Source organism: Micromonospora sp. NPDC051006 (assembly GCF_044456245.1).
In the GTDB taxonomy this organism is placed as follows: Bacteria; Actinomycetota; Actinomycetes; order Mycobacteriales; family Micromonosporaceae; genus Micromonospora.
On sequence record NZ_JBITFP010000002.1, the window covers coordinates 345,701 to 370,316 of the forward strand.

The following is a 24,616-nucleotide window of genomic DNA, read 5'->3' on the forward strand; positions in this document are numbered from 1 at the left end:
CCGCAGCGCGTCCGGCTCAGTCGGCGAGCACCGCCGCGGTGATCCGGTGCAGCGCGAAGGTGTGCAGCATCTCCGTCCGCTCGTCCTCGGCCCGCAGGTAGCCGGCGCCGATGGAGACGGGCTTGACCAGCCGGGACGCGGTCGCCCCGTGCGCGTCGACGTAGCCGACCCAGACCAGCGCCTTGTCCCGTACCGCCTGCTGCAGCACCGCGAGGGCGTCGGTGTGGCTGTGCGTCGGCGTCGGGCCGGTGACGCCCCGGACGCCGCCGCGCACCACCGCCGGGGCCCGCCGGGCCGCCCGGGCCGCAGCGTCCCCTCGCCGGATCTGCTCCACCACCCCGAGCAGCCGCGGCATCGGCAGCTTCGGCGCGACCAGCGGGTCGAGGGTCCGAGTGGCCACCGACACCCGGGCGGGTGCCCGTCGGGTCTTCGGGCGGGAGAGCACCGCCGCGCCGCTGGCGTCCTCGGGCACCGGGGCGTAACCGGCGTCGCGCAGCGCGCCGAGCAGCCGCCCCACCTGGTACGGGGTGATCAGCACGGTGGGCGCCAGCCGACGCATCGCCAGCGACTCCAGCCGCCGGTCGGCGAAGACCTCGCTGAGCAGCGCCTCGTCGTCGCTGCGCAGGTACGCCCCGGCGGCGCCGCCGCGCAGCCCTCCGTGCTTGCGGGCCACGTCGTCCACCAGGTAGGTGAGCGACTGCGGTATCGGGGTGCGGGAGCGCCGCCGGAAAACCGCGTGCAGGTCGTCCGCGGTGTAGCCGGCGTCCAGGGCCCGGCGCACGCTCGCCGGGCTGACCCGGTAGACGCTGGCCCCGCCCGCCGACTCCTGCTCGGCCACCGCGTCCAGCTCGCCGGCGAGCGTCGGGTCCGGCGGGCCGGGCACCACCACGGTCAGGTCGGCCTGCACCAGGAAGTGGTCGACCGGGGCGGGCAGCAGCGCGTCCAGCGCCCGTACCGCGGTCGACGGCTCCTCGCTGTCGGCCTCGGCGCGCACCCCGAGCGGGTCGTCCGCGCCGTGCTCGTCCGTGTCGGCCAGCAGCAGCCGCCCGTACGACGTCAGCGCCCCCAGCCCGGTGACGCCCAGCTGAGCGGCCTCGGCGAGCACCTCCCGGTGCGCGTTCTCCCGCCCCCGGCTGCGCCGGGGTGCCCGCCAGTCGAGCAGCTCCAGCACCTCGTCGGGCGTGGGGGCGGTCGCCGGCTCCAGGTCGGCGAGGACGCCGAGCACCGCCCGCCGGGCAGCCGGCGCGCCGGCCCGCTCCGCCTCGGCGGAGTGCACGGTGATCGGCCGGTCCCGGTCGTCGCGCTGGCCGATCAGCCCCACCTGCCGGGTCATGGTCAGCCAGGCGCGGGCCAGTTGCTCCCAGCGCTGGGCCACGGAGGCGGCCCGCCACACCTCGTAGCCGCCCGTCGGCAGCACCTGCTGGTCGGCCCCGTACCGGGTGGTGGTGGCGCCGGGCAGCTCCAGTTCACCGGTCAGCCCGGCCGCGTACGCCACCTCGAGCAGCAGGGCGGCGTTCGGCTCGTCCAGCCCGGCGGCGCGGGCCAGCCGGCGCAGGTCGCGTACCCCGATGCCGCCGGATCGGAGCACCGGGGCCGGCTCGGCGGCGAGCTGCTCCAGCAGCGCCTCGGTGTGGCGTACCACCTCCATGGTCTGGCCGGCGCCGGCCGAGTCGACCGCCTTGGGCTCCCTTGGCGTGGCGGCGACCGGCGGTGGGCTGGTCCGCAGCGGGCCGAGCGGTCCGCTGTCCCGGCGCAGCAGCAGCCCGATCTCCCGGGGCAGCTCCACCGTGCCACCCACCCCCGCCCGGCCGGTGGAGATCGAGACCAGCAGCCGGTTGTCCACCAGCCAGCGCACCGGCGACCCGGTCGGCGCGCCACCGTTGGTCGGGTCCGGCGGCAGCGCGTCCTCCGCCCCGAGCGGCGGCGCCTGCAACGCGCCCGGTGGCACGCTGCCCACCGGCGGTCCGGCCGCGAGCCGGTCCAGGATCGCCCGGGCGGAGGGCGGCGCGGCGAGCAGGGTCCGGCGCAGCTTCGCCGGGTCCGCGCAGAGCGCGGCCGTGCGCGGGTCCAGCTCCGCCGCCGGTCGGCCGAGCCCCGCAGGGTACGGGGCCACCTCGTCGACGCTCGGCACCACGGTGAGGGCGCTCTCCGGGCCGTACAGCAGGAAGAGCGCCCGCAGCCGGCTGACCGCGCGCCGGACGGCGGCCGGCTCGGGGGGCCGGGGACCGGCCGCCGCCATCGCGAGCACGGCTTCGGTCGAGGTGGTGCCGTCCGTCGGGTCGCCGGTCAACCGGGCGGCGTCGAGGATCAGAAGGGTGAACTGGTCCAGCCCGTCCAGCGCCCGGGCCACCGAGACCCGGGACTGGGCCCGGATGGCGAGGGCGGAGATGTCGGACGGCACGGGTACGACGAGGTCCGGCCGCAGCTGGAGGAGGGCGGCCAGCGACTCGTCGGGCAGCGACCGCAGGTGGTCGGCGAGTGAGGTGGTCATCGTCGTTCCACGCTAGCCCGGTCCGGGGTGGTCCCGCCCCTCGGACGTCCGGCTGGCTGGGTGGGGCCGGTAGGTTCTTCGCATGCTCCCTCTGACGGTCGGGTTCGACCTCGACATGACGTTGGTCGACTCGCGCCCCGGCATCGCCGCCGCCTTCCGGGCGCTCACCGCGCAGACCGGTGTGCCGGTGGACGCGGACGCGGCGGTGTCCCGGCTCGGGCCGCCGCTGCGCACGGAGATCGCCCGGTGGTTCCCGCCGGAGCAGGTCGAGTCGGCGGTGCGGCTCTACCGGGAGCTCTACCCTGCGTACGCGATCACCCCAACCGTCCCGCTGCCCGGCGCCCGGGAGGCGATCGAGGCGATCCGCGCCCGGGGCGGCCGGGTGCTGGTGGTCACCTCCAAGCTCGGCCGGCTGGCCCGGCTGCACCTGGAGCACCTGGGGCTGGTGGTGGACGAGCTGGCCGGTGACCTCTTCGCCGAGGAGAAGGCGACCGCGTTGCGGCAGCACGGCGCGACCCACTACGTCGGTGATCACGTGGCCGACATGGTGGCCGCCGCGGCGGCGGGGGTGCCCGGCATCGCGGTGACGACCGGCCCGTGCTCTGCCGAGGAGCTGCGCGAGGCCGGGGCCGAGGTGGTGCTGGACGATCTCACCGGATTCCCGGCGGCGCTCGACGGCATGATCCAGCTAGCCTTGGGGCAGTAGACGTCTCAAGCGAAGCAGGGGTTCTCAGGTGCCTACGGGTCGAGTGAAGTGGTACGACGCGACCAAGGGATACGGGTTCGTCACCAGTGACGAGGGTGGCGACGTGTTCCTGCCGAAGGGCGCGCTACCGGCGGGTGTCACCGACCTCAAGGGTGGTCAGCGGGTCGATTTCAGCGTGGTGGACAGCCGCCGGGGCGCGCAGGCCATGGGGGTCAAGCTGTTGGAGGCGCCGCCGTCGGTGGCCGAGCTGCGCCGCCGGCCGGCGGAGGAGCTGCACGGCCTGGTGGAAGACATGATCAAGGTGCTGGAGGCGAAGGTCCAGCCGGACCTGCGCCGGGGCCGCTTCCCGGACCGGAAGACGTCGCAGAAGATCGCTCAGCTGGTCCACGCGGTGGCGCGCGAGCTGGAGGTCTGAGGCACCAGCCCGGCGTCGGCGGCCCGGCCGAGCAGCGCCTCCACGGCGGCGAATCCCGCGTCCCCCAGGTCGGCGGTGAATTCGTTGACGTAGAGGCCGATGTGCTGGTCGACGACGTCGGGCTCCATCTCCTGGGAGTGCGCGAGCACGTAGTCACGGCTGGCGGCCGGGTCGGCCCAGGCCTGTCGTACGGATTCCCGGATCCACCCGGCGGCGGCCTTCGGGTCGACCACGCCGCGCCGGGCGAGGATCGCGCCGAGGGGGATGGGCAGGCCGGTGTCGGCCTCCCACCACTCGCCGAGGTCGACCAGGGCGGTCAGGCCGTGCCGGTGGTAGGTGAACCGGGCCTCGTGGATGACCAGACCAGCGTCGTAGCGGCCGGCGGCGACGCCGGGCATGATCTCGTGGAACGGCACCACCTCGATCCGCGCCGGCGGGTGGCCTGCCGCCCAGAGCCGGAAGAGCAGGTACGCCGTGGTCCGGTCACCGGGTACGGCGACGGTCGCCCCGGAGAGTTCGGTGCGGTCGCCGCGGGTGAGCACCAGCGGCCCGCAGCCGCGACCGAGCGCCCCGCCGCACGGCAGCAGGTGATACTTGTCCAGTAGCCACGGCAGCGCCGCGTAACTCACCTTGACCAGGTCGAACTCCCCGCGCTCGGCAGCCGTGTTGGTCACGTCCACGTCGGCGTAGGTCACCTCGACCGGAGGAGCGCCGGAAACCCGGCCATGCACCAGGGCGTCGAAGACGAACGTGTCGTTGGGGCAGGGCGAGATCGCCAGGGAGAGCGCCACGCCCCCACCGTAGCCCCGCCCCCGCAGGCCGTCCCGTTGCGGGCCCCTGCCACTGTGACCCGCACCCCCGTCCCCCGGCAGGCCCCCGACACCTCGCGGCGCGCAGGTGCTCGACGCCACCGCTAGGCGTCCGGGTCGGCTGGTCGGGGTCTGTCCCTCGGTCGCTGTCGAACTGCTCCATATATGAACACCCCCGGTCGAAGGGCTCTGCCACATCGGCCGCCCGCGCCGATGGGTTGTGGTCGGCGGTTCGTGATCGGCCACTGGTCGTCGCCGCAGGTGGTCCGTGGTCGGTCCTCGGCGACGGTCGGGCGGCGTTGGTGGGCGTCGGCGGCGGTCGGTGGTGGTCGGGCGCCGGTAGTCGTGGTCGGGCGTTGGTCGGTGATCGTCGGCGATGGTGGATCGTCGGGGCGTTGGTGGGCCGACGGCGGTGGCGGTGGCGGGGATCAGGGGTCGAGGGTAGGAGGTCCGTCGGAGTCCAGCGGTTGGGTCGCGGTTCATATCTGGAGCAGTTCGACAGGTCGCGCGGACCACATCGGATGGCCGTCGGGGAGTCTCCCGGTGGGTCCTCGCCGGGGAAGCCGCGGGAGGTTATCCACAGGTTTCTCCACAGGTGTGGGGGGGTGTTGAAGTTGACTTCGCGGCCTGGAGACCATGGGGCCGTGACGGAGATTGGTGGTCTCGTCGACGTGGCGGCGACGCTCCGGGCGCTGCGGCGACAGGCCGATCTGAGCCAGCGCGAGCTGGCGGACCGCGCGGGGGTGCCCAGAAGCACCCTGGCCCGGATCGAGACGGGCCAGGGTTCCGAGCCTGGGTTCCGGACCGTGGAGCGACTGATTCGCGCGGCGGGTGGCGAGTTGGCGATCGGGGGCCCGACCCATGCGTCGCTGAGCGCGGTGCCCGCCGTGCCCCATGACGGGCGGCGGGACGAGGCCGGTCGCCGTTACCCGCCGCACCTGGACGTCCGCGAGGTGCGGACGTTGACCGACTGGCCGGGTGCCTGGTGGGCGCACTGGTACACGCTTCCGCCCGAGCGGTGGCCGCTGCGGGTTCCGGAGGTCACCTACGACCGTGACCGACGGCGTCGTGACGAGCGGCGCTGGCGGGAACGAATCCGACGCCAGGTGCGGGTGCGTCGGGTGACCGATGAGCTGCCGGAGAGTTCGTGGTGCATTCGCGCCGAACTGCCCGGCGACGCGGTGGTCGGTGAGCTGCGGGCCCACGAACGGAGCGAGGATCTGCTCCTCGGTGACGACCTGGGCGACCAGCGCGAGATGATCCTGGACGGTGTGGTCGTGGCACCCGAGCTGCGACTGCTGGGGATCGGACGGCGGCTGATAGCGCGGCTCTCCGAGGAGATGGGGCGGGCTGGGATCCGGACGGCACGGGCCTTCGCCCAGTTCGGCGACGTCAGGTTCCTGCTGGCCTGCGGATTCCAGCTGGAGGCCAGCCGGCCCGAGGCGTTGCGGTTGGACCGGCGTGACCCCGAGGAGCGACGCGACACCGGGGCGGGCTGGGGGCGGCCGGGGTCAGCCGAGGGCGGGGGCGGCCTCGGTCAGGGCGGCGAGGGCCTCGCGTAGGCGCCAGGCGTCGCGGTCGCGGGGGCCGATCGGGTTGGAGATGGTCCGCAGCTCGGTGAAGGGCAGGCCGGCCTGGGCGGCGGCCACCGCCACGCCGTACCCCTCCATGGCCTCGGCCACGGCGTCCGGGTGGCGCCGGCTCAACGCCTCGGCGCTGGCGGCGGTGCCGGTCACGGTGGTGACCGTGAGCACCGGCCCGACGGTGGCGGCCGGCAGCGCGGCACGGAGCGCGGCCAGCAGCTCTGGATCGCTGGTGACGGTGCTGCCGCCGCCCAGCAGCGCCGGCGGCATGCCGAGCGCGTCGATCGGGATGAAGCCCTCCGGGGACTCTGCGCCGAGGTCCGCGGCGATGCTCGCGGTGCCCAGCACGGTGCCACCCACCGCGACCCGACCGGTGAAGCCGCCGGCCACCCCGGCGCTGACCACCGCGCGGTAGGGCCGGCCGGCCGCCTCGGCCAGCGCCAGCAGCCGGGCGGTGGCCGCACCCGCGACGGCTGGTCCCACCCCGACCGGGGCGACCGTCACCGTGGGATCCGTGAGGCCGGCCCGGACCGCGTCCGCCTCGGCCGGCACCGCGGTGACCACCAGCAGGGCGCTCACGAGAGCGGTCCGTGCGGTTCCCGCCGGTTCTCCTCGTCGCTGCCGCCCGGCCCGCCGACGGCCGAGGACGGGCGGTAGATGTGGTAGCCGGGCGGGGCGAGCCCGGGCTCGTAGCCCGAGGCGCCGTTCGGCGCCGGGGCCGGTGAGGTCGGGCTCGGGTCGTCGGCCTTCGTCGCCGTGCCGTCCGGCTCGTCGGCCGGCTCCGCGGCCAGCTCGTCGTCGCCGAGCGGCCGGCCGGCCAGGCGCTGGCCGCGCAGCCGGCTGGCGACCAGCACGCCCCGGATGGCGGCGAGCACACCGACCCCGGCGGCGACGGCGATGCCCGTCCGACCGTCGAACGGGACCAGTCCGAGCCCGCCGCCGAGGACGAAGGCGAGCATCAGCACCGTCTCGGAGTGGGCGAAGGAACTGGCCCGCAGGCGCTCCGGGATCCGCTCCTGGATCGAGGCGTCCACGGCCAGCTTGGCCACCCCGCTCAGCATCGCGGTGACCAGGCAGAACAGCGCCACCATCGGCAGCGAGAACTTCAGCACGGCGAGCACCGCCACGCCGGCCACGATGATCATGCTGCTGGACTGGATCGCGGTGGGCCGGTGGATCCGCAACCGGGTGCCGACCGCGGTGGCGAGGAAGGTGCCCACCGCCAGCGCGCCGCCGACCAGACCCAGCGCGGCCTCGTCGCTCAGCTCCCGGCCGAACACGACCGTGGTCAGGTCGCCCTTCTTGATGGCGAAGGCGAGGAAGAGCAGCAGGAAGCCGTAGATCGCGCGCAGCGTGGCCGAGCCGATCAGGGTGGCGATCACCAACCGGCCCGCCGGTCGGCCCCGGCCCAGCGGACGGTCACCGGAGCGCCGGCCGAGCGCCCGCAGCGCACGCGGCACCCGTTCCGGCGGTTCCGAGTCGGCCTTCGGTGGCAGCCGCAGCGCGATGACCATGCCGACGAGGAAGATCACCGAGGCGACCCGGAGCGGCCACTGCGGCCCGAACCAGAACGCGGCCAGCCCGATCGGGGCGACCAGCGCGCCGGCCACCGTGCCGTAGACGCTCGCCCTCGCGCCGACCTGGGAGAGACCCAGCCCTTCCGGAAGCAGCCGCGGTACCGCGGCCGAGCGGGCCACCCCGTACGCCCGGGAGAGCGCCAGCACCCCGAACGCCGCCGGATAGAGCCCGAAGCCGTGGATGTAGTCGGAGATCAGCCAGGCCAGGAACGCCCGGCCGAGCATGGTGGCGGCCAGCGCGTAGCGGCGCCCGTGCCGGAAATGGTCGAGCAGCGGCCCGACCACCGGGGCGAGCATGGCGAACGGCACCATCGTCACCAGCAGGTAGATCGCGACCTTGCTGCGCGCCTCGCCGAGTGGCACGTTGAAGAAGATCGTCCCGGCCAGGCCGATGGCGATCAGAGTGTCCCCGGCGCAGGAGACCGCGTGCAGGTCGAAGAGGCGAACCATGCCGACCTCGCCGCCGGCGCCCCTGGCGCGGGCCCGGCCGGCCCGGCGGGTCACCCAGCGCCCGCTGCCGACCGAGCCGCGGAACAGCAGCCGGAGGGCACGGATGCCGGTGCCGACGGTCCGCCCGAGGACGGACCGCTCAGGGCGGGAGGACAGCGGCATGTGCACCATCCTCGCCCATTCGATCCCGGTGCGCCGCACCACTTGCGCAGAACGTGACCGGGGAGTCCCTGTCACCCCGCCGTACGCATGGGGAACAATGGTCGGGTGACCAGGCCCGTCTCCACCCGCGCCGCCCGCCTCGACCAGGTCTGCGCTGACGCCGTCGAGGTGGCCCGCGCCGCCATCACCGAGGTGGATGCCGACGACGTCGGTGAGCACCTTCAGGCCGTGGCCGAGGGCGACCGGCTCGTCACCCACTACTTCGAGTGTCGGCTCGCCGGCTACCGCGGCTGGCGCTGGGCGGTCACCGTCACCCGGGTGCCGCGCAGCCGCCAGGTCACCGTCTGCGAGACGGTCCTGCTGCCCGGCACCGACGCGATGCTCGCCCCCGGCTGGCTGCCCTGGCAGGAGCGGCTCAAGCCGGGCGACCTCGGTCCCGGCGACCTGCTGCCCACCCCGCAGGACGACGAGCGGCTTGTTCCCGGCTACCTGCTCTCCGACGACCCGGCGGTCGAGGAGACGGCCTGGGAGTTCGGCCTGGGCCGGGCCCGGGTGCTCTCCCGCGAGGGCCGCTCCGAGGCGGCCCAGCGCTGGTACGACGGCGACCACGGTCCCGCCGCCCCGATCTCCGCCGCCGCCCCGGCCTCGGCCCGCTGCGGCACCTGCGGCTTCTACCTGCCGCTGGCCGGCGCCATGCGGCAGGCCTTCGGCGCCTGCGGCAACTTCTACGCTCCCGACGACGGCCGGGTGGTGAGCGCCGACCACGGCTGCGGCGCACACTCGGAGACGCTCATCGAGGCGGCCGAGACGTCCGTCGAGGAGATGCCGACCGTCTACGACGACAGCGCGGTGGAGGCCATGTCGGTCAGCCGGGCTCCCGGTTCGGTCGAGGCGGCCGAGCCGGCGGAGCCGTACGGCCACCCCTGACCGGTCGAGCCGGCGCGCGGGTCAGCTGGCCGCGGCGCGCCGGCGGCGACGGTTGGCGTCGTGTCGCAGCATGACCGCCAGGCCGGGGAACCCCCAGAGGAAGCCGGCCAGGCAGATCCAGAGCCAGTTCTGGTGACCGTGGTCGGTCAGCCAGCCGCGGAAGAAGATCAGGAGCACCAGGCCGACGAGCGCCCAGCCGGCCATTCCGGCGAGCGCGAACGGCACCATCGGTGGGTCGAGTGGCTCCGGCCGCGGTGGCTGCTCGTTCGGCACCGGGCAAGCGTACGCGATCGGCTTCCCCTGCACGCCACTGATCTGGGACGATGCGCGCGACGTCCGGAAGATCACCTGCGAGGACCTGATGGCTGTAACGCCGCCCCCCGACAACGGCACCCCACCCGACCCCGCTCATCCGCGTAACGGATTCGATCGCTTCTTCGAGATCTCCGCCCGTGGCTCGACGATGAGCCGCGAGGTACGCGGTGGCCTGGCGACCTTCTTCACGATGGCCTACATCGTGGTGCTGAACCCGCTCATCCTCGGTAGTGCCGTCGACGGTGACGGCAAGACCCTCCCGATACCGGCGATCGCGGCGGCGACCGCCCTGGTCGCCGGCGTGATGACCATCCTGATGGGCGTGGTGGGCCGGTTTCCGCTGGCGCTCGCCGCCGGCCTCGGCGTCAACGCGCTGGTCGCGTACGAGATCGCTCCGGAGATGACCTGGGCGGACGCCATGGGTCTGGTGGTGATCGAAGGTGTGATCATCGCGGTGCTGGTGCTGACCGGCCTGCGTACCGCGGTGTTCCGTTCGGTGCCGACCCAGCTGAAGACGGCGATCGGCGTCGGCATCGGTCTCTTCCTGACCATCATCGGCCTGGTCGACGCCGGGTTCGTCCGGCGGGTGCCGGACGTGGCGAACACGACGGTGCCGGTCGGGCTGGGCATCGGCGGCAAGCTGGTCAGCTGGCCGTTGCTGGTCTTCGTGGTCGGGCTGCTGCTGACCCTGGTGCTGGTGGTGCGCCGGGTCCGGGGCGCGATCCTGATCGGCATCCTCGCCTCGACCGTGCTGGCGATCGTCGTCGAGGCGGTGGGGAACATCGGGCCGTCCGTGGTGAACGGTCAGCCCAACCCGAAGGGCTGGGCGCTGAACGTCCCGGAGCTGCCGAAGACGGTGGTGGACGTGCCCGACCTTTCGCTGCTCGGCAACTTCAACGTGCTGGACTCGTGGAGCCGGGCCGGCTGGCTGGTCGTGCTGATGTTCGTGTTCACGCTGCTGATCACCGACTTCTTCGACACCATGGGCACGATGGTCGCCGTCGGCCAGGAGGGCGGCATGCTCGACGAGCAGGGCACCCCGCCCCGGGCGAAGGAGATCCTGCTGGTCGACTCGATCGCCGCGGCGGCCGGCGGTGCGGCCAGCACCTCCAGCAACACGTCGTACATCGAGAGCGCCTCCGGTGTGGCGGAGGGCGCCCGGACCGGGGTGGCCAACCTGGTCACCGGCGCGCTCTTCCTGCTGGCGATGTTCCTGGCGCCGCTGGTGCTGGTGGTGCCGTTCGAGGCGGCCTCCACCGCGCTGGTGGTGGTCGGCTTCCTGATGATGACCGCGGTGCGGACCATCGACTGGTCCGACTACGAGATCGCCATCCCGGCGTTCCTCACCATCGTGCTGATGCCCTTCACCTACTCGATCTCGAACGGCATCGGCGCCGGTCTGATCACGTATGTCGTGGTGAAGGTGGCCAGGGGGAAGGCCCGGGAGGTGCACCCGCTGCTGTACGGGGTAGCCGTGCTCTTCGTCCTCTACTTCCTGCGCGGGCCGATCGAGTCCGTGGTGCTGTAACCGCTCTGCTCCGGGTCGGGTCCGGTCTGGATCCCGGCCCGGGGCGGGCAAACCTTCCTCGTGAGCCTGGTCATATCGGATGTCGTTAGCCAGGCTCATTAGTTAAGCTAACTATCGTGACGGAGCGGACGGTGACGGCGAAACGCGTGCCACCGGCGCAGCTGGCTCCCCAGTTGCGTGATGCGATCACCCGACTCAACCGGCGGGTCCGCCAGGCCCGACCGGTCGGCGACCTCACGGTCACCCAGGTCTCCGCGCTCACCAGCCTCAGGCTGGCGGGTGCGCTGACGCCCCGGGAACTGGCCGACGTCGAGCGGGTGCAGCCACCGACGATGACCAAGATCGTCGCGAAGTTGGAGGAGCGCGGCCTCGTGCAGCGCACCCCCCATCCGACCGACGGACGACAGGTCATCCTCGCGGCGACCGAAGGAGGGCAGGCCGTGCTCGACCAGTTCGAGCGGGCCCGCGATGAATGGCTGGCCCACCGGCTGGCCGAGCTCGACGAGGACGAACGGGAGACCCTGCACAGGGCCGCCGGGATTCTCCAGCAGCTCGCTCGCGCCTGAGCCGCGCCCGCGCCACCGGGCCGTGCCGTCACCTGTCGATGACGCGTACGTCCCGGAGGAGGCGCACCAAGAGTGCAGGCCAAGCTGAGCACGATGTTCCAGTCCCTACAGGTCCGCAACTACCGGCTCTTCGCGTCCGGGCAGCTGATCAAACTGATCGGCGTCTGGATGATGTTCATCGCCCAGGACTGGCTCGTCCTCGAGCTCTCTGACAACTCGGCGACCGCGCTCGGCGTGGTCACCGCGCTCCAGTTCACCCCGGTGCTGCTGCTCACGCTGCTCTCCGGGCGGCTCGCCGACCGCTACGACAAGCGGGTGCTGCTCTTCGTCGCCAACTCCCTCTGGACGGTGCTGGCGCTCGGCATGAGCATGTTGGTCCTCACCGACCTGGTGCAGCTCTGGCACGTCTTCGCGTTCGCCGCCCTGCTCGGCGTCGCCAACGCCGTCGAGACCCCGGTCCGGCAGGCGTTCGTCTCCGAACTCGTCGGGATGTCGCTGCTGCCGAACGCGCTCTCGCTGAACGCGGCCGTCTTCAACTCCGCCCGGATCGTCGGCCCGGCCGTCGCCGGTCTGGCCATCGCCGCCTTCGACGTCGGCCCGGTCTTCCTCTTCACCGCGCTCAGCTCGATCGCGCCGCTGGTCAACGTGGTCCGGATGCGCACCTCCGAGCTGCACCGCGAGGCCCTGCCGCCGCGCGACGAGCGGGCATCGGCGAAGGTGATCGACGGGCTGCGGTACGTCTGGCGCCGCTCCGACCTGTTGCTGCCGATGGTGGTGATGTCGGTGATCGGCATGTCGCTCTTCAACTTCCAGCTCACCCTGGCCGCGCTGGCCAAGACGGTGTTCAACACCGGGGCGGCGTCGTTCGGCCTGTTCAGCACCGCGCTGGCGGTCGGCGCGCTCGGCGGTGCGCTCTCCGGCACCGGGCGGCGCAGCCGCCCGTCGGTCTGGCTGGTGCTCGGCGCGGCGATCGCCTGCGCCAGCTTCGGTACGCTGGTCGGTCTCGCGTCGACGTACTGGCTGGTGGTGACGCTGCTGGTGCCGACCGGGTTCTTCATGGTGTTCTTCGCCCAGGCCGCCAACCAGCGGGTCCAGCTCGGTGTCGACGCCGCCTTCCGGGGACGGGTGATGGCCCTGTGGGTGCTGGTGTTCCTGGGTACCAACCCGGTCGGCGCCCCGCTGATCGGCTGGGTGGCGGAGACCTTCGGCGCCGGTGCCAGCATCTGGATCGGCGGGCTCATCTCGCTGGCCACCGCGCTGCTGGCGCTGACCTGGCAGCTGCGCCGCTCCGGGGCCCGGCTGCGGTTCCGGGTGCTGCCCATGCCCCGCTTCTACGTGACCTCCACCGACTGCTGAGTCGGCCGGGGCCCCTGATGCGGGGGCCCCGCCGGCGTGACCGGCGGAGTCCCGTTGAGCGGATGGCGCGGATGCCGCCAATCCGGTGGCGGAGCGGCACCATGAGGCTTAGCGTCGATGCGTGGGAGTCGGACGCGCGCTGCTGCTGGCCCTGGCGTTCCTCGCCGTGGCCAGTTTGCCGGCGGCCTTCGCCCTGCTCTTCTGCGCCGACGAGATCCTCGACCGGGTGGTCTGCGGCTACACCGAGTGGCGGGACCGCCGCCGTGAGCGGCGCACCATCGCCAAGCTCGACCGGGCCATCGAGGCCGACGCGCTGACCCGCGACATCGACCTCTCCGAGTTCGACCGGGAGGACCGGCGGCCGCTGGAACAACTCGCCGCCGACCTGCGCCGGCTGGGTAGCCAGCGGCTCGGTGGGACCGGCCGGTCGATGGTGTGGCACGGCGCCGTGCTCCAGGCGTACGACGACCGGCTCCGACGGGCCTGCCGGGCCCTCGGCATCACCGAGCACCTGAGCGAGCTCTCTGGCGTCGACCAGGAGATCGAGCGGGTGCGGGTGGAGGGCCTGCTGCACGCCGCCGGAATGAGCCTGCCCGCCGCCCGGGCCGGTCACCACCAGCGACACCGCTGATCGGCGTACGGGGTGCGGCTCTTCGTCGCGGTCTGCCCGCCGGCGGAGGCGGTCGACCACCTGAGCGCCCAGATCGCGGGACTGAGGATCGGAGCCGCGGCCGCGGCCGGGATCAACGTCCGGCTCGCCGACCCGGCGCACGTCCACCTCACCCTCGCCTTCCTCGGCGACGTCGAGGAGGCGCGGCTGGTGGAGGTGGAGAGCGCGCTCGGGCTCGCGGCCGAGTGGTTCCGCGACGGCCGGGACGCCTCGCCCCGGCTTTCCCTCGGCGGTGGCGGCCGGTTCGGCCGGGACCGGTTCACCGTGCTCTGGGTGGACGTACGCGGCGAGGTCGAGGCGCTGGCCACCCTGGCCCGGCTGGTCCGCTCCCGGCTGCGGCACGCCCGCCTGCCGCACGACGAGAAGCCGTTCCGCGCGCACCTGACCGTCGCCCGGCCCGGTGACCGGCTGGACCGCGCCGACATCGAGGCGGATCGGGCCACTCTGGACGGTTACCAGGGGCCGGATTGGCCGGCGACCGAGCTGCTGCTGGTACGCAGTCACCTCGGTCCCCGGCCCCGCTACGACCGGCTCGCCGCCTGGCCGCTCTGACACCTCGCCCGGACGGGCGGCGCACCGGCTGGTCAGCCGGCGGAACTGTCCGCGACCGGCCGTCGGGCGGTCACCAGGCCCAGGCCTCCGGGCCCGGACCACCCTTGCCGACCGGCGGGAAGAGCTCGTCCAGCCGACCGAGGGTCGCCTCGTCGAGCTGGACGTCCAGCGCGCCGAGCGAACGGTCCAGCTGCTCGGCGGTGCGCGGACCGATGATCGGCGCGGTGACCCCAGGCCGGGAGAGCAGCCACCCGAGCGCCACGTCGGCCGGGTCGTGACCAAGGTCGGCGCAGAGCTTCTCGTACGCCTCGATGGTCGCCCGGTGCTCGGCCAGCGTCTCGGCCGAACGGCCGCTGGTGCCCCGCGCGGCGCTGCCCTCGGCCATCTTGCGCAGCAGCCCGGCGAGCAGCCCGCCGTGCAGCGGCGACCACGGGATGATGCCCAGCCCGTGGTGCTGCGCGGCCGGGATCACCTCCAGCTCGACGTGCCGGGTCATCAGGTTGTAGATGCACTGCTCGGAGACGAGGCCGAGGAAGTGCCGCTTCGCCGCCGCCTCCTGCGCCACCGAGATGTGCCAGCCGGCGAAGTTGGACGATCCGACGTAGAGGACCTTGCCCTGCGCGACCAGCGTCTCCATCGCCTGCCAGATCTCCTCCCAGGGGGTGCTCCGGGAGATGTGGTGCATCTGGTAGAGGTCGATGGTGTCCGTCTGCAGTCGGCGCAGCGAGGCCTCACAGGCCCGGATGATGTGCCGGGCGGAGAGGCCCTGTTCGTTGGGCCAGTCGCCCATCTTGCCGTAGACCTTGGTGGCCAGTACGACCTTGTCCCGACGGCCGCCGCCCTGGGCGAACCAGCGGCCGATGATCTGCTCGGTGATGCCCTCGCCGGTCTGCCAGCCGTAGACGTTGGCGGTGTCGAAGAAGTTGATCCCGTGCTCCAGCGCGCGATCCATGATCGCGAAACTGTCCGGTTCGCTGGTCTGCGGCCCGAAGTTCATCGTGCCGAGGCAGAGGTGGCTGACCGACAGGCCGGTGCGGCCAAGATTCGTGTACTCCATGGACCCAGCCTGCCACCGTGGCACTTCGAGTGCCTCACGCCGGACGGGTGGCCGGTCAGCCACCCGCCCGACGCGTGGTCAGGAGGACTCGCGGGCCGCCGGGCCGCTGCCGAAGAGCACGTCGTCCCAGCTGGGCAGGCGCTTGCGCGGCTTGCCCGTGGCGTCGGTCGACTCGCCGCCGGCGGCGGCCGCCGCGCCGGTGCGGCGAGGCCGGAGGACCGCCAGCGACGGCACGGCCGGCACCTCCTTGGGCGCGTCCGAGTCGTCGTCGAAGGCGGAGCCGGGGCCACCGCCGAGCAGCGCCGCGGCGCCACCGCCGACGGCCCGCTGCCGGGGCGCGTCGGACCCGGCCAAAGCGGCCGGCGTACGCGGCTCCAGGCTCCGGCCGGACGACCCGCCGAGCGGCCGGTCGAGGGAGGCGAGCAGGGCGTCGCGGCCGGCGCGGATCGGATCCCGCCCGGGGCGGGCGTGCTCGGCGGGGCCGGGCAGGCCGTGCCCGCCCCGACTCGGCTCGCGCGACGGGCCCGGCAGGGCGTGCCCGCCCCGCTCCGGCGCCGGCTCCTGGCCGAGGATCGGCGTGGGCCGCTCGGCGCAGAGGTATTGCGCCATGTCGTCGTGCGGGGCGACGTTCTGCCGGGTCTTGTCGAGATCCCAGATCGCCTGGGCGGTGGCCTTGCCGGACGGCCAGGTGGCGACGATCCGCCAGGTGCCGTCGTCACGCCGGTAGGCGTCCCAGGAGATCTTCTCGGTGTCGATGCCGTGCTGGGCCAGCCGACCGTTGACCACCTCGGCCAGCGGGGTCGGCTTCTCCGCGCCCTTGAGCCGGGTGCGGCGGGCGTGCTGGGCCAGCATCGCCCGCTCCTGGAGCACCGGGCCGGCGTAGCGCAGCACCCGGTCGACCGGGACGCCGGCGATCCGCGCGACGTCCTCTGCGGACTCGCCCGAGCGGATGCGGGCCTGGATGTCGCGTGGGGACAGTGACGGGGTCGGGTCGGCGGCGGCCGGCGCGACGGCGAGCGGCGGGGCGCCCGGCTCGGCGTGCATCGCGCTCGCGATGCGCTCGTCGATGGGCAGGGCGAGCAGTCGACCCACCTCGTCGGCGAGCACCAGGGCCTGGCCGTCCTCGGAGAGGGCGACGAAGCGTACTGGGCGCATAGCGTTGCCTCCGTCCCGCTTCGCTGGCCGCATGCCACGGGTCGGCCACCCGGGCGTCTCGGACCACCGTACGCTGATCCGCCCTGAGGTGGGAGACGCCACGCCCGCATGTCGTGGATGAGCAGCGGCGATGGTCACGGTGGGTGTCCGCCGCACCGGGCGGTGGACACCCACCGTGACTCTGGTCAGAGTCGCTCGACCACGTAGTCGATGGACGCGGTCAGCGCCTCGACGTCGGCCGGCTCGACGGCCGGGAAGAGCGCCACCCGCAGCTGGTTGCGGCCGAGCTTCCGGTAGGGCTCGGTGTCGACGATGCCGTTGGCGCGCAGCGCCTTGGCGATCGCGCCGGCGTCCACCTCGTCGGCGAAGTCGATGGTGGCGACCACGTTGGACCGCAGCGCCGGGTCGGCGACGTACGGCGTGGCCACCGCCGAGCGCTCCGCCCAGCCGTAGACGATCGCCGCGCTCTCGGCGGTCCGCTTGGCCGCCCAGGTGAGGCCGCCCTGGGCGTTCATCCAGTCGGTCTGCTCGGCGGCCAGGAAGATGGTGGCCAGCGCCGGGGTGTTGTAGGTCTGCTCCAGGCGCGAGTTGTCGATCGCGGTGACCAGGTCGAGGAACGCCGGGATGTAGCGGCCGGAGGCCTTGATCTCGGTGGCCCGCTCCAGCGCTGCCGGCGACATCAGGGCCAGCCAGAGGCCGCCGTCGGACCCGAAGCACTTCTGCGGCGCGAAGTAGTAGACGTCGGTGTCGCCGACGTTCACCTCGAGCCCGCCGGCGCCGGAGGTGGCGTCGACCAGCAGCAGCGAGCCCTCGTCGGCGCCGGGCACCCGGGAGATCGGCACCGCCACGCCGGTGGAGGTCTCGTTGTGCGGGGTGGCGTAGACGTCCACCCCGGCCTCGGCGACCAGGGTGGGCGCGCTGCCCGCCGCCGACTTGCGAATGGTCGGCTCGCCGAGGAACGGCGCGTCGGAGACCGACTTGGCGAACTTGGCGCCGAACTCGCCGAAGCTGGCGAACTGGGCCCGGTCGCGCACCAGGCCGAACGTGGCGACCTCCCAGAAGGCGGTGGTGCCGCCGTTGCCGAGCACCACCTCGTAACCCTCGGGCAGGGAGAAGAACTCGGCGATGCCGCGCCGCAGGCGCGCCACCTGGTCACGGACCGTCTTCTGCCGGTGCGAGGTGCCCAGGTAGCTGGTCGCCACCTCGGCCAGGGCGGAGACCGCCGCCGGGCGGACCTTGGACGGGCCGCAGCCGAACCGTCCGTCGGCAGGCTTGATCTCTTCGGGAATCCGGATGGTCGGTGCGTCAGCCACGGTCTTCAAGATCCTTCCGCATGGGCCGTGAGCCCGGTGAGCTGGCGGGCACGGACCGGCGGCGGGCGTCTGGACGCGCGGCGGCCGGGATCCGAGCCTGGTCCGGCGGCACTGCCGAGTCTTCATCCTCCCATCCCCTGACGTTCGCCTCGCCGCTGGTCTCGGCCCCGCTGGTGAGGCGTGCGCCACAGGCCACCGGGATCCGGGCGCCGCCTTGCCGGCCGGAGCGCGGCGAAACGACCCGGCTAGGGCCGGGAAAGCGCGAGGGACCCCGTCCGCGATGGACGGGGCCCCTCGGCGTACGCGGGTCAGACGCCGTGCGGGATGGCGTCCCAGCCCTCGACCTGCTGCGGCCGGCGCGGGCCCGGGCCGACGTAGCGGGCGGACGGGCGGACCAGCCGCTGGAGCTTCTTCTGCTCCAGAATGTGCGCGCTCCAACCGCCCATCCGGGCGCAGGTGAACATCGAGGTGAACATGTGCGCCGGCACCTCGGCGAAGTCGAGCACCACGGCCGACCAGAACTCGACGTTGGTGGCCAGTACCCGGTCCGGACGGCGGGCCTGGAGCTCGGCCAGCGCGGCCTTCTCCAGGGCCTCGGCGATCTCGAAGCGGGGCGCGCCCAGCTCCTTGGCGGTGCGGCGGAGCACTCGGGCGCGCGGGTCCTCGGCCCGGTAGACCCGGTGCCCGAAGCCCATCAGCCGCTCGCCCCGGTCGAGCACGCCCTTGACGTAGCCCTCGGCGTCGCCGCTGCGCTCCACGGCCTCCAGCATGCTCAGCACCCGCGACGGCGCGCCGCCGTGCAGGGGGCCGGAGAGGGCGCCGATCCCCGAGGAGATGCAGGCCGCGGCGTCCGCGCCGGTCGAGGCGACGATCCGGGCGGTGAAGGTGGAGGCGTTCAGGCCGTGCTCGGCGGCCGAGATGAAGTACGCGTCGACGGCCTTGACGTGCCGCGGGTCCGGCTCGCCGCGCCAGCGCTTCATGAACCGCTCGACGATGGTCTGCGCCTTGTCGATCTCCTTCTGCGGCACCGCCGGCAGACCCAGGCCACGGGCGGACTGGGCGACGAAGGAGAGCGCGGTCACCGAGACCCGGGCGAGGTCCGCGCGGGCCTGCTCGTCGGAGATGTCCAGCAGCTGGTTGAGCCCCCAGTACGGGGCGAGCATGGCGACCGCGGACTGCACGTCGACCCGGATGTCGCCGGAGTGCACCGGAACCGGGAAGGGCTCCGCCGGCGGCAGGCCCGGCCCGAACCGGCCGTCGACGAGCAGCGCCCAGACGTTGCCGAAGGAGACCTGACCGATCAGATCCTCGATGTCGACCCCGCGATAGCGCAGCGCACCGCCCTCGCGGTCGGGTTCGGCGATCTCGGTCTCGAAGGCTACGACGCCCTCCAGCCCGGGTTTGAAGTCGGCCATGTCGCTCTCCTGGATCTGGTCGGTGCGCCCGGTCAGGCTCAACGCGGCCCAGCCGGCCGAGCACCCTTAGGCGACCCTCAGGGATGTGTTCGGAACATCTTGCCTGGTGAGTAACCGAGTACGCGACCCGCTGCGACTGTGCCGCACACGACATCCCCGGACGCGCATCCCGCCGCCGGCTGGGCAAGACTGGGCGGTACGGGCTGGCCAGCGTCGCAGGGCGCAAGCCGGCCCGGCGAGAAGGAGTGCGAACGTGACGGGCGACACACCCGCCCTGGCCGCGATGCGTAACGAGTACGCCGCGGACCTGGGCCTTTCCGAGGCCGACCTGGCCGGCGACTGGCACAGCCAGTTCGCCCGCTGGTTCGCCGACGCGGTAGCCTTCGGGCTGCCCGAGCCGAACGCGATGGTGGTCGGCACGGCCGACGCCGCCGGCCGGCCGAGCGGGCGGACCGTGCTGCTGAAGGGGCACGACCCGGACGGGTTCGTCTTCTTCACCAACCACGCCTCGCGCAAGGGCGCCGAGGTGGCCGCCAACCCGTACGCCAGCCTGGTCTTCCCCTGGTTCGCCATGCAGCGTCAGGTGGTGGTCGCCGGCGCCGTCGAGCCGTTGCCTCGGGCCGAGACGGAGGCCTACTTCGCCACCCGGCCGCGCGGTTCCCAGCTGGGTGCCTGGGCCAGCCCCCAGTCACAGGTGGTCGCCGACCGGGCTGCCCTGGAGGAGCGCTACCAGGCGGCGGCGGAGCGGTTCGCCGCCGTGCCGTCGATTCCCGCCCCGCCGCACTGGGGCGGGCTGCGGGTCCGCCCCGACTCGGTGGAGTTCTGGCAGGGCCGGGCCGGGCGGCTGCACGACCGACTGCGGTTCCGCCGCACCGAGGCGGACGCCTGGACGGTCGAACGGCTGGCGCCGTGACGGGAGTGCAACAGGCCCGGGCGCGCGGGGCGCGCCGCTGGGCGATCGACCTGCGGCCGCTCGGGGTGCCCGCGTACCGGCGGCTCTGGCTCGGCAACGGCATCGCGATGTTCGGCTTCCAGTTCACCGCGGTCGCCGTGCCGGTGGAGATGTGGGCGCTGACCGGGAAGTCGCTCTGGGTCGGCCTGCTGGGCATCGCCGGGTTCGTACCGCTGCTGATCTTCGGACTGTGGGGCGGCGCGATCGCCGACGCCCGCGACCGGCGGCTGGTGCTGCTCGGCGGGTCCGCGCTGCTCTGGGCGTCCACGCTCGGCCTGCTGGCGCAGGCGGTGTTCCGGGTGGGCAGCCCGGTGCTGCTGCTGGTCCTGGTGGCCGTGCAGTCGATCGCTTTCGCGGTCAGCTCGCCCGCGCGCAGCGCGATGCTGCCCCGGCTGGTCCCGGCGGAGCTGGTGCCGGCGGCGAGCACGCTGAACTACACCACCTTCACCGCCGCGTCGGTGGTCGGCCCGCTGGCGGCCGGGCTGATCCTCTCCATCTGGGCCGACCCCCAGGTCGCCCTGCCGATCGCGTACGGGGCGGACGCGCTGCTCTTCACCGCGATGGTCTGGGCCGCCCTCCGGCTGCCGGCGCTGCCGCCCGAACCGCACCCGGACGGCGACACCACCCCGGCCCGGGCCGGCCTGGCCAGCGTGGTCGACGGCTTCCGCTACCTGGCCACCACCCCGGTGCTGCTGCTGTCGTTCGCCGTCGACCTGATCGCGATGATCCTGGCCATGCCCCGGGCGCTCTTCCCGGAGATCGCACACGAGCGGTTCGGTGGCGGCGGTTCGGTCGGCTGGCTCTTCAGCGCCATCGCCATCGGGTCGATGCTGGGCGGGCTGACCTCCGGCTGGATCGGTCGGCTCCGCCGGCAGGGGCTCGGGCTGGTGGTCGCGGTGGTCGCCTGGGGGCTCGCCATCGCGGCGGCCGGGCTGGCCCACCAGCTCTGGCTGATGATCCTGCTGCTCGGTGTGGCCGGCGCGGCCGACCTGGTCAGCGCGGTGCTGCGGCAGTCCATGCTGCTGGTCTACGCGCCGGATCGGATGCGCGGCCGGCTGCAGGGAGTGAACACGGTGGTGGTCGCCGGCGGCCCGCGCCTCGGCGACCTGCGGGCCGGCGGGATGGCCGCCGGGCTCGGCGGTGGGGTCGCCTGGGTGGCCGGCGGCGTCGGTGCGGCCGTGCTGGTGGTGCTGCTCGCGGTCGCCTTCCCCGCCCTGCTGCGCTACCGGGCCGCGACGTCGTCCGACGGCGCGCAGGGGGACGTCGCGCCGGGCGACGAGCGGGCGGCGACGGCGTCGAGCGGTGACCGAGAGTGACCAGTTAGGGTCGCGGACATGGACACCCCTGACCAGCTCCCGCTCTCGGGCACCCAGTGGACCATCTCCGCGGCCGGCCATGAGGCCGTCATCGTGGAGGTGGGCGGCGGGGTACGGACGTACCGGCACGACGGCGTCGACTACCTCGACGGTTACGCCGAGGACGAGCTCTGCCCCGGCTGCGCCGGGCAGGTGCTGGCGCCGTGGCCGAACCGGATCCGGGACGGGCGGTACACCCTCGGCGAGCAGTCGTACCAGCTGCCGCTGACCGAGCCGGATCGGCACGTAGCGATCCACGGGCTGGTCAACTGGGTGCGCTGGCAGCTGGTGGAGCAGTCGCCGGACGCGGTGACGCTCAGCTACGACCTGCCGCCCCAGCCGGGCTACCCGTGGCCGCTGCGGCTGATCAGCCGGTGGAGCGTCGGGGCGGACGGCCTGCGCGCCGAGCACGAGGTGAGCAACATCGGTGGCGAGGCCGCCCCGTTCGGCTTCTCCGTGCACCCGTACCTGCAACTGGCCGGGGTGGCGGTGGACGACCTGGCGATGCGGGTGCCCGGCCAGACCCGGATGGTGCTGGACAGCCGGCTACTGCCGGTCGCCGCGACCCCGGTCGACGGCACCGAGTACGACTTCACCAGCCCGCGCCGGATCGGTGACGCCATCCTCGACCTCTCCTTCGGTGACGTGGTCCGGGACGCCGACGGTGGTTCGTCGGTGAGCCTGGCCGGGCCCGACGGCGCGTCGGGCGTGACCATCTGGGCCGACCGCGAGTTCGGTTGGTGGCAGGTCTTCACCGGCGACACGCTCACCGGTGTCCGGCACCGCCGTTCGGTCGCGGTCGAGCCGATGACCTGCCCGCCCGACGCGTTCCGCTCCGGGAAGGACGTGATCATGCTGAAGCCGGGGGCGACCTGGCGCGGCGTCTGGGGTGTCCGGCCGGGCGCCTGACCGGCCGGCGTCTCGGGGGGATGGGCATGGAGTTCGCCGAGGTGGTCCGGCGACGGCGGATGGTGCGCAACTACGACCCGGACCGGCCGGTCCCGCCCGAGGTGGTGCAGCGGCTGCTCGACCACGCGGTCCGGGCGCCGTCCGCCGGCTTCGCGCAGGGCTGGGGCTTCCTGGTGCTGGAGGAGCCCGCCGACCGGGAGCGGTTCTGGGCGTCGACCACGCCGGAGGGCGGTGGCCGGGAGCGGTGGTTGGCCGGCATGCGCCGAGCACCGCTGATCATCGTGCCGCACGCCAACCGGTCGGCGTACCTGGAGCGGTATGCGGAGCCGGACAAGGGTTGGGTGGACCGGTCCACCGAACGCTGGCCGGTGCCCTACTGGTACGTGGACACCGGCTTCGCCGCCCTGCTGATGCTGCTCACCGCGGTGGACGAGGGGCTCGGCGCCTGCTTCTTCGGCATTGCGCCGCAGCGGTTGTCGACCTACCGGGACGCCTTCGGGGTGCCCGAGGAGTACGCGCCGATCGGCGCGGTGACTGTGGGTTACCGGGCCGCCGACCATCGGTCATCTTCGCTGCGGCGCGGGCGCCGTCCGGTCGATCAGGTGGTCCGCCGGGGACGGTGGAGCTGAGCGGTACGCCGGATTCGCCCCGTTGAGGATCGGGCGAGCGGTAGCGAAACTGACATCAGGGAGCAGAACGCGGTGTGCGACAGGCGGCTAGGCTGGCACGGTCATCGGTGCCGCGCCGCGCGGTGCCACGCCGCGACCCGGCACGGCGCCGTCGGTCGGACCGGCCACGGGGAGGGGAGCGTTCCGTCGTGATCTTCAGAGCGGTCCGGGACGGGCGTCCCTACCCGGAGCACAACCTGACGCTCAAGCAGTGGTCGGAGATCCCGCCGCGGCCGCTGCGTCTGGATCAGTTGATCACCACCAAGCGCGAGCTGGCGCTGGACAAGCTCCTCGCCGAGGATTCCACCTTCTACGGCGACCTGTTCCCGCACGTGGTGCAGTGGAACGGCGGCCTCTACCTGGAGGACGGCCTGCACCGGGCGCTGCGCGCCGCGCTCCAGCAGCGCAACCAGATCCACGCCCGGGTGCTGGTGCTCTCCGAGGCGGTCGAGTGACGCGCGGTCGCGCCCCGCGCTGAGCCTTCGTTAGGGTGCTGCCATGAGCCCGCGCCCCAACGCCCCGCTCGACCTGCTCGACCTGGACTCCTCGCTCAGCGAGGAGGAGCGGCAGATCCGCGCCGTCGTGCGCCAGCTGGTCGACGACCGGGTCCGCCCGCACGTGGCCGGCTGGTACGAGGAGGGCCAGGTGCCCGCCCGCGAGCTGGCCCGCGAGTTCGGCAAGCTCGGCCTGCTCGGCATGCACCTGACCGGCTACGGCTGCCCGGGCGCCTCGGCCGTCGCGTACGGGCTGGCCTGTCTGGAGCTGGAGGCCGGCGACTCGGGCATCCGCTCGCTGGTCTCGGTGCAGGGCTCGCTGGCCATGTACGCCATCTGGCGCTACGGCAGCGAGGAGCAGAAGACGCGCTGGCTGCCGTCGATGGCCACCGGCGAGGCGATCGGCTGCTTCGGGCTGACCGAGCCCGACCACGGCTCCGACCCGGCCTCGATGACCACCCGGGCCCGCCGTGACGGTGACGACTGGGTGCTCAACGGCGGCAAGATGTGGATCACCAATGCCCCGATCGCCGATGTCGGTGTGATCTGGGCGCGCACCGACGACGGGGTGCGAGGTTTCGCCGTACCGATGGACACGCCCGGCGTGAGCGCGCGGGAGATCCGGCACAAGATGTCGCTGCGAGCGTCGGTGACCGGGGAGATCGTGCTCGACGACGTCCGGCTCCCGGCGGATGCGCAACTGCCCGAGGCGGTCGGGCTCAAGGCGCCACTGAGCTGCCTCACCGAGGCCCGGCACGGCATCGTCTGGGGTGCGCTGGGCGCGGCCCGCGAGTGCCTGGAGACCACCCTGGCGTACGCCGGCACCCGTACCCAGTTCGGCCGGCCGTTGGCCGGCTTCCAGCTGACCCAGGCCAAGCTCGCCGACATGGCGGTCGAGCTGGAGAAGGGCCACCTGCTGGCGCTGCACCTGGGCCGGCTCGCCGATGCCGGCCGGCTCCGCCCCGAGCAGGTCAGCGTCGGAAAGCTGAACAACGTACGGGAGGCGCTGGGCATCGCCCGGCAGTGCCGCACGATCCTGGGCGCCAACGGCGTGTCGGGCGAGTACCCGGTGATGCGGCACGCCAACAACCTGGAGAGCGTGCTCACCTACGAGGGCACCTCGGAGATCCACCAGCTGGTGATCGGGCAGCGGCTGACCGGGATCAGCGCCTTCGCCTGACCGGCACGCCA

The 24,616-nt window shown here is 73.4% G+C and carries 24 protein-coding genes; 15 read left to right on the forward strand and 9 right to left on the reverse strand.

From position 1 onward, the window contains the following. Positions 1–16: 16 nt before the first annotated feature. Entirely contained in the window at positions 17–2,491 is a 2,475-nt protein-coding gene (locus ACIBBA_RS05330; RefSeq protein WP_396693992.1) for a helicase-associated domain-containing protein, read from the reverse strand. An 82-nt stretch (positions 2,492–2,573) separates the two neighbouring features. On the opposite strand from ACIBBA_RS05330, the gene ACIBBA_RS05335 reads away from it, so the two are divergent. Both ACIBBA_RS05335 and ACIBBA_RS05340 read left to right on the forward strand, forming a co-directional pair. Next, the gene (locus ACIBBA_RS05335; protein WP_396693994.1) at positions 2,574–3,197 is read left to right on the forward strand and encodes an HAD family hydrolase; all 624 of its coding nucleotides are present in this window, start codon (positions 2,574–2,576) and stop codon (positions 3,195–3,197) included. A gap of 28 nt (positions 3,198–3,225) precedes the next feature. Further along, positions 3,226–3,612, forward strand: coding sequence for a cold shock domain-containing protein (locus ACIBBA_RS05340; protein WP_350867898.1), 387 nt, complete (start codon positions 3,226–3,228; stop codon positions 3,610–3,612). On the opposite strand, the gene ACIBBA_RS05345 is transcribed toward ACIBBA_RS05340, so the two are convergent. Continuing rightward, positions 3,573–4,403, reverse strand: a complete 831-nt coding sequence (locus tag ACIBBA_RS05345; protein ID WP_396693996.1) for a 1,4-dihydroxy-6-naphthoate synthase — start codon at positions 4,401–4,403, stop codon at positions 3,573–3,575. The genes ACIBBA_RS05340 and ACIBBA_RS05345 overlap by 40 nt on opposite strands. A gap of 662 nt (positions 4,404–5,065) precedes the next feature. Here ACIBBA_RS05345 and ACIBBA_RS05350 point away from each other — a divergent pair. Further along, entirely contained in the window at positions 5,066–5,983 is a 918-nt protein-coding gene (locus ACIBBA_RS05350) for a GNAT family N-acetyltransferase (protein WP_396693998.1), read from the forward strand. Here the strand turns inward: ACIBBA_RS05350 and ACIBBA_RS05355 are convergent. Then, positions 5,933–6,583 carry a futalosine hydrolase gene (locus ACIBBA_RS05355; protein WP_396694000.1) on the reverse strand — a complete coding sequence of 217 codons (651 nt, stop codon included), beginning with the start codon at positions 6,581–6,583 and terminating at the stop codon, positions 5,933–5,935. The two genes, ACIBBA_RS05350 and ACIBBA_RS05355, sit on opposite strands and share 51 nt — an antisense overlap. Continuing rightward, positions 6,580–8,193 (reverse strand): MFS transporter, encoded by a 1,614-nt coding sequence (locus tag ACIBBA_RS05360; RefSeq protein ID WP_396694002.1) that lies wholly within the window; start codon positions 8,191–8,193, stop codon positions 6,580–6,582. Before ACIBBA_RS05360 ends, ACIBBA_RS05355 begins: the two co-directional genes overlap by 4 nt. An 87-nt stretch (positions 8,194–8,280) precedes the next feature. On the opposite strand from ACIBBA_RS05360, the gene ACIBBA_RS05365 reads away from it, so the two are divergent. After that, positions 8,281–9,120: a DUF3027 domain-containing protein gene (locus tag ACIBBA_RS05365; protein ID WP_396694004.1), complete on the forward strand. Its 840-nt coding sequence runs from the start codon at positions 8,281–8,283 to the stop codon at positions 9,118–9,120. 21 nt (positions 9,121–9,141) lie between these two features. Here the strand turns inward: ACIBBA_RS05365 and ACIBBA_RS05370 are convergent, their stop codons facing one another. Further along, positions 9,142–9,393 carry a DUF2530 domain-containing protein gene (locus ACIBBA_RS05370; RefSeq protein ID WP_396694006.1) on the reverse strand — a complete coding sequence of 84 codons (252 nt, stop codon included), beginning with the start codon at positions 9,391–9,393 and terminating at the stop codon, positions 9,142–9,144. A gap of 88 nt (positions 9,394–9,481) precedes the next feature. Between ACIBBA_RS05370 and ACIBBA_RS05375 the strand changes: the two genes are divergently transcribed. From ACIBBA_RS05375 to thpR, 5 genes are all read left to right on the forward strand, one after another. After that, entirely contained in the window at positions 9,482–10,963 is a 1,482-nt protein-coding gene (locus ACIBBA_RS05375; RefSeq protein ID WP_396694008.1) for an NCS2 family permease, read from the forward strand. A gap of 116 nt (positions 10,964–11,079) precedes the next feature. Further along, the gene (locus tag ACIBBA_RS05380) at positions 11,080–11,529 is read left to right on the forward strand and encodes a MarR family winged helix-turn-helix transcriptional regulator (protein ID WP_396694010.1); all 450 of its coding nucleotides are present in this window, start codon (positions 11,080–11,082) and stop codon (positions 11,527–11,529) included. Positions 11,530–11,601: 72 nt separating this feature from the next. Continuing rightward, a complete protein-coding gene (locus tag ACIBBA_RS05385; protein WP_396694012.1) occupies positions 11,602–12,885 on the forward strand; it encodes an MFS transporter in 1,284 nt (427 codons plus the stop codon). Between the two features lie 121 nt (positions 12,886–13,006). Further along, positions 13,007–13,516 carry a hypothetical protein gene (locus tag ACIBBA_RS05390; protein WP_396694014.1) on the forward strand — a complete coding sequence of 170 codons (510 nt, stop codon included), beginning with the start codon at positions 13,007–13,009 and terminating at the stop codon, positions 13,514–13,516. 12 nt (positions 13,517–13,528) lie between these two features. Further along, positions 13,529–14,107, forward strand: a complete 579-nt coding sequence (gene thpR / locus ACIBBA_RS05395; protein WP_396694016.1) for an RNA 2',3'-cyclic phosphodiesterase — start codon at positions 13,529–13,531, stop codon at positions 14,105–14,107. A 70-nt stretch (positions 14,108–14,177) separates the two neighbouring features. On the opposite strand, the gene ACIBBA_RS05400 is transcribed toward thpR, so the two are convergent. The 4 genes from ACIBBA_RS05400 to ACIBBA_RS05415 all read right to left on the reverse strand — a co-directional run bounded on the left by ACIBBA_RS05400 (position 14,178) and on the right by ACIBBA_RS05415 (position 19,047). Next, positions 14,178–15,164, reverse strand: a complete 987-nt coding sequence (locus ACIBBA_RS05400) for an aldo/keto reductase (RefSeq protein ID WP_396694018.1) — start codon at positions 15,162–15,164, stop codon at positions 14,178–14,180. A 78-nt stretch (positions 15,165–15,242) separates the two neighbouring features. Continuing rightward, entirely contained in the window at positions 15,243–16,319 is a 1,077-nt protein-coding gene (sepH, locus tag ACIBBA_RS05405; RefSeq protein WP_350867874.1) for a septation protein SepH, read from the reverse strand. Positions 16,320–16,504: 185 nt separating this feature from the next. Continuing rightward, complete coding sequence (gene serC / locus ACIBBA_RS05410; protein WP_357047554.1) at positions 16,505–17,632, reverse strand: phosphoserine transaminase; 1,128 nt, start codon at positions 17,630–17,632, stop codon at positions 16,505–16,507. A gap of 308 nt (positions 17,633–17,940) precedes the next feature. After that, positions 17,941–19,047: a citrate synthase 2 gene (locus tag ACIBBA_RS05415; RefSeq protein WP_350867870.1), complete on the reverse strand. Its 1,107-nt coding sequence runs from the start codon at positions 19,045–19,047 to the stop codon at positions 17,941–17,943. A 283-nt stretch (positions 19,048–19,330) separates the two neighbouring features. Between ACIBBA_RS05415 and pdxH the strand changes: the two genes are divergently transcribed. The 6 genes from pdxH to ACIBBA_RS05445 all read left to right on the forward strand — a co-directional run bounded on the left by pdxH (position 19,331) and on the right by ACIBBA_RS05445 (position 24,605). Beyond that, positions 19,331–19,960 carry a pyridoxamine 5'-phosphate oxidase gene (pdxH, locus tag ACIBBA_RS05420; protein ID WP_396694324.1) on the forward strand — a complete coding sequence of 210 codons (630 nt, stop codon included), beginning with the start codon at positions 19,331–19,333 and terminating at the stop codon, positions 19,958–19,960. Continuing rightward, positions 19,957–21,315 carry an MFS transporter gene (locus tag ACIBBA_RS05425; protein WP_396694021.1) on the forward strand — a complete coding sequence of 453 codons (1,359 nt, stop codon included), beginning with the start codon at positions 19,957–19,959 and terminating at the stop codon, positions 21,313–21,315. Before pdxH ends, ACIBBA_RS05425 begins: the two co-directional genes overlap by 4 nt. 18 nt (positions 21,316–21,333) lie before the next feature. Then, positions 21,334–22,263, forward strand: a complete 930-nt coding sequence (locus ACIBBA_RS05430; RefSeq protein ID WP_396694023.1) for an aldose 1-epimerase family protein — start codon at positions 21,334–21,336, stop codon at positions 22,261–22,263. Positions 22,264–22,289: 26 nt separating this feature from the next. Continuing rightward, positions 22,290–22,892, forward strand: coding sequence for a nitroreductase family protein (locus ACIBBA_RS05435; RefSeq protein ID WP_350867864.1), 603 nt, complete (start codon positions 22,290–22,292; stop codon positions 22,890–22,892). A gap of 188 nt (positions 22,893–23,080) precedes the next feature. Beyond that, positions 23,081–23,386, forward strand: a complete 306-nt coding sequence (locus tag ACIBBA_RS05440) for a type II toxin-antitoxin system VapB family antitoxin (protein ID WP_350867862.1) — start codon at positions 23,081–23,083, stop codon at positions 23,384–23,386. A gap of 43 nt (positions 23,387–23,429) precedes the next feature. Next, positions 23,430–24,605 carry an acyl-CoA dehydrogenase family protein gene (locus tag ACIBBA_RS05445; protein ID WP_396694025.1) on the forward strand — a complete coding sequence of 392 codons (1,176 nt, stop codon included), beginning with the start codon at positions 23,430–23,432 and terminating at the stop codon, positions 24,603–24,605. Positions 24,606–24,616 lie beyond the last annotated feature (11 nt).

Excerpts from the sequence above, each read along its gene's own strand:
- ACIBBA_RS05330 (WP_396693992.1), bottom strand. The coding sequence starts at position 2,491 with ATGACCACCTCACTCGCCGACCACCTGCGGTCGCTGCCCGACGAGTCG.
- ACIBBA_RS05335 (WP_396693994.1), top strand. The coding sequence starts at position 2,574 with ATGCTCCCTCTGACGGTCGGGTTCGACCTCGACATGACGTTGGTCGAC.
- ACIBBA_RS05360 (WP_396694002.1), bottom strand. The coding sequence starts at position 8,193 with ATGCCGCTGTCCTCCCGCCCTGAGCGGTCCGTCCTCGGGCGGACCGTC.
- ACIBBA_RS05365 (WP_396694004.1), top strand. The coding sequence starts at position 8,281 with ATGGGGAACAATGGTCGGGTGACCAGGCCCGTCTCCACCCGCGCCGCC.
- ACIBBA_RS05375 (WP_396694008.1), top strand. The coding sequence starts at position 9,482 with ATGGCTGTAACGCCGCCCCCCGACAACGGCACCCCACCCGACCCCGCT.
- ACIBBA_RS05400 (WP_396694018.1), bottom strand. The coding sequence starts at position 15,164 with ATGGAGTACACGAATCTTGGCCGCACCGGCCTGTCGGTCAGCCACCTC.
- sepH (WP_350867874.1), bottom strand. The coding sequence starts at position 16,319 with ATGCGCCCAGTACGCTTCGTCGCCCTCTCCGAGGACGGCCAGGCCCTG.
- ACIBBA_RS05415 (WP_350867870.1), bottom strand. The coding sequence starts at position 19,047 with ATGGCCGACTTCAAACCCGGGCTGGAGGGCGTCGTAGCCTTCGAGACC.
- pdxH (WP_396694324.1), top strand. The coding sequence starts at position 19,331 with ATGCGTAACGAGTACGCCGCGGACCTGGGCCTTTCCGAGGCCGACCTG.
- ACIBBA_RS05430 (WP_396694023.1), top strand. The coding sequence starts at position 21,334 with ATGGACACCCCTGACCAGCTCCCGCTCTCGGGCACCCAGTGGACCATC.
- ACIBBA_RS05435 (WP_350867864.1), top strand. The coding sequence starts at position 22,290 with ATGGAGTTCGCCGAGGTGGTCCGGCGACGGCGGATGGTGCGCAACTAC.
- ACIBBA_RS05445 (WP_396694025.1), top strand. The coding sequence starts at position 23,430 with ATGAGCCCGCGCCCCAACGCCCCGCTCGACCTGCTCGACCTGGACTCC.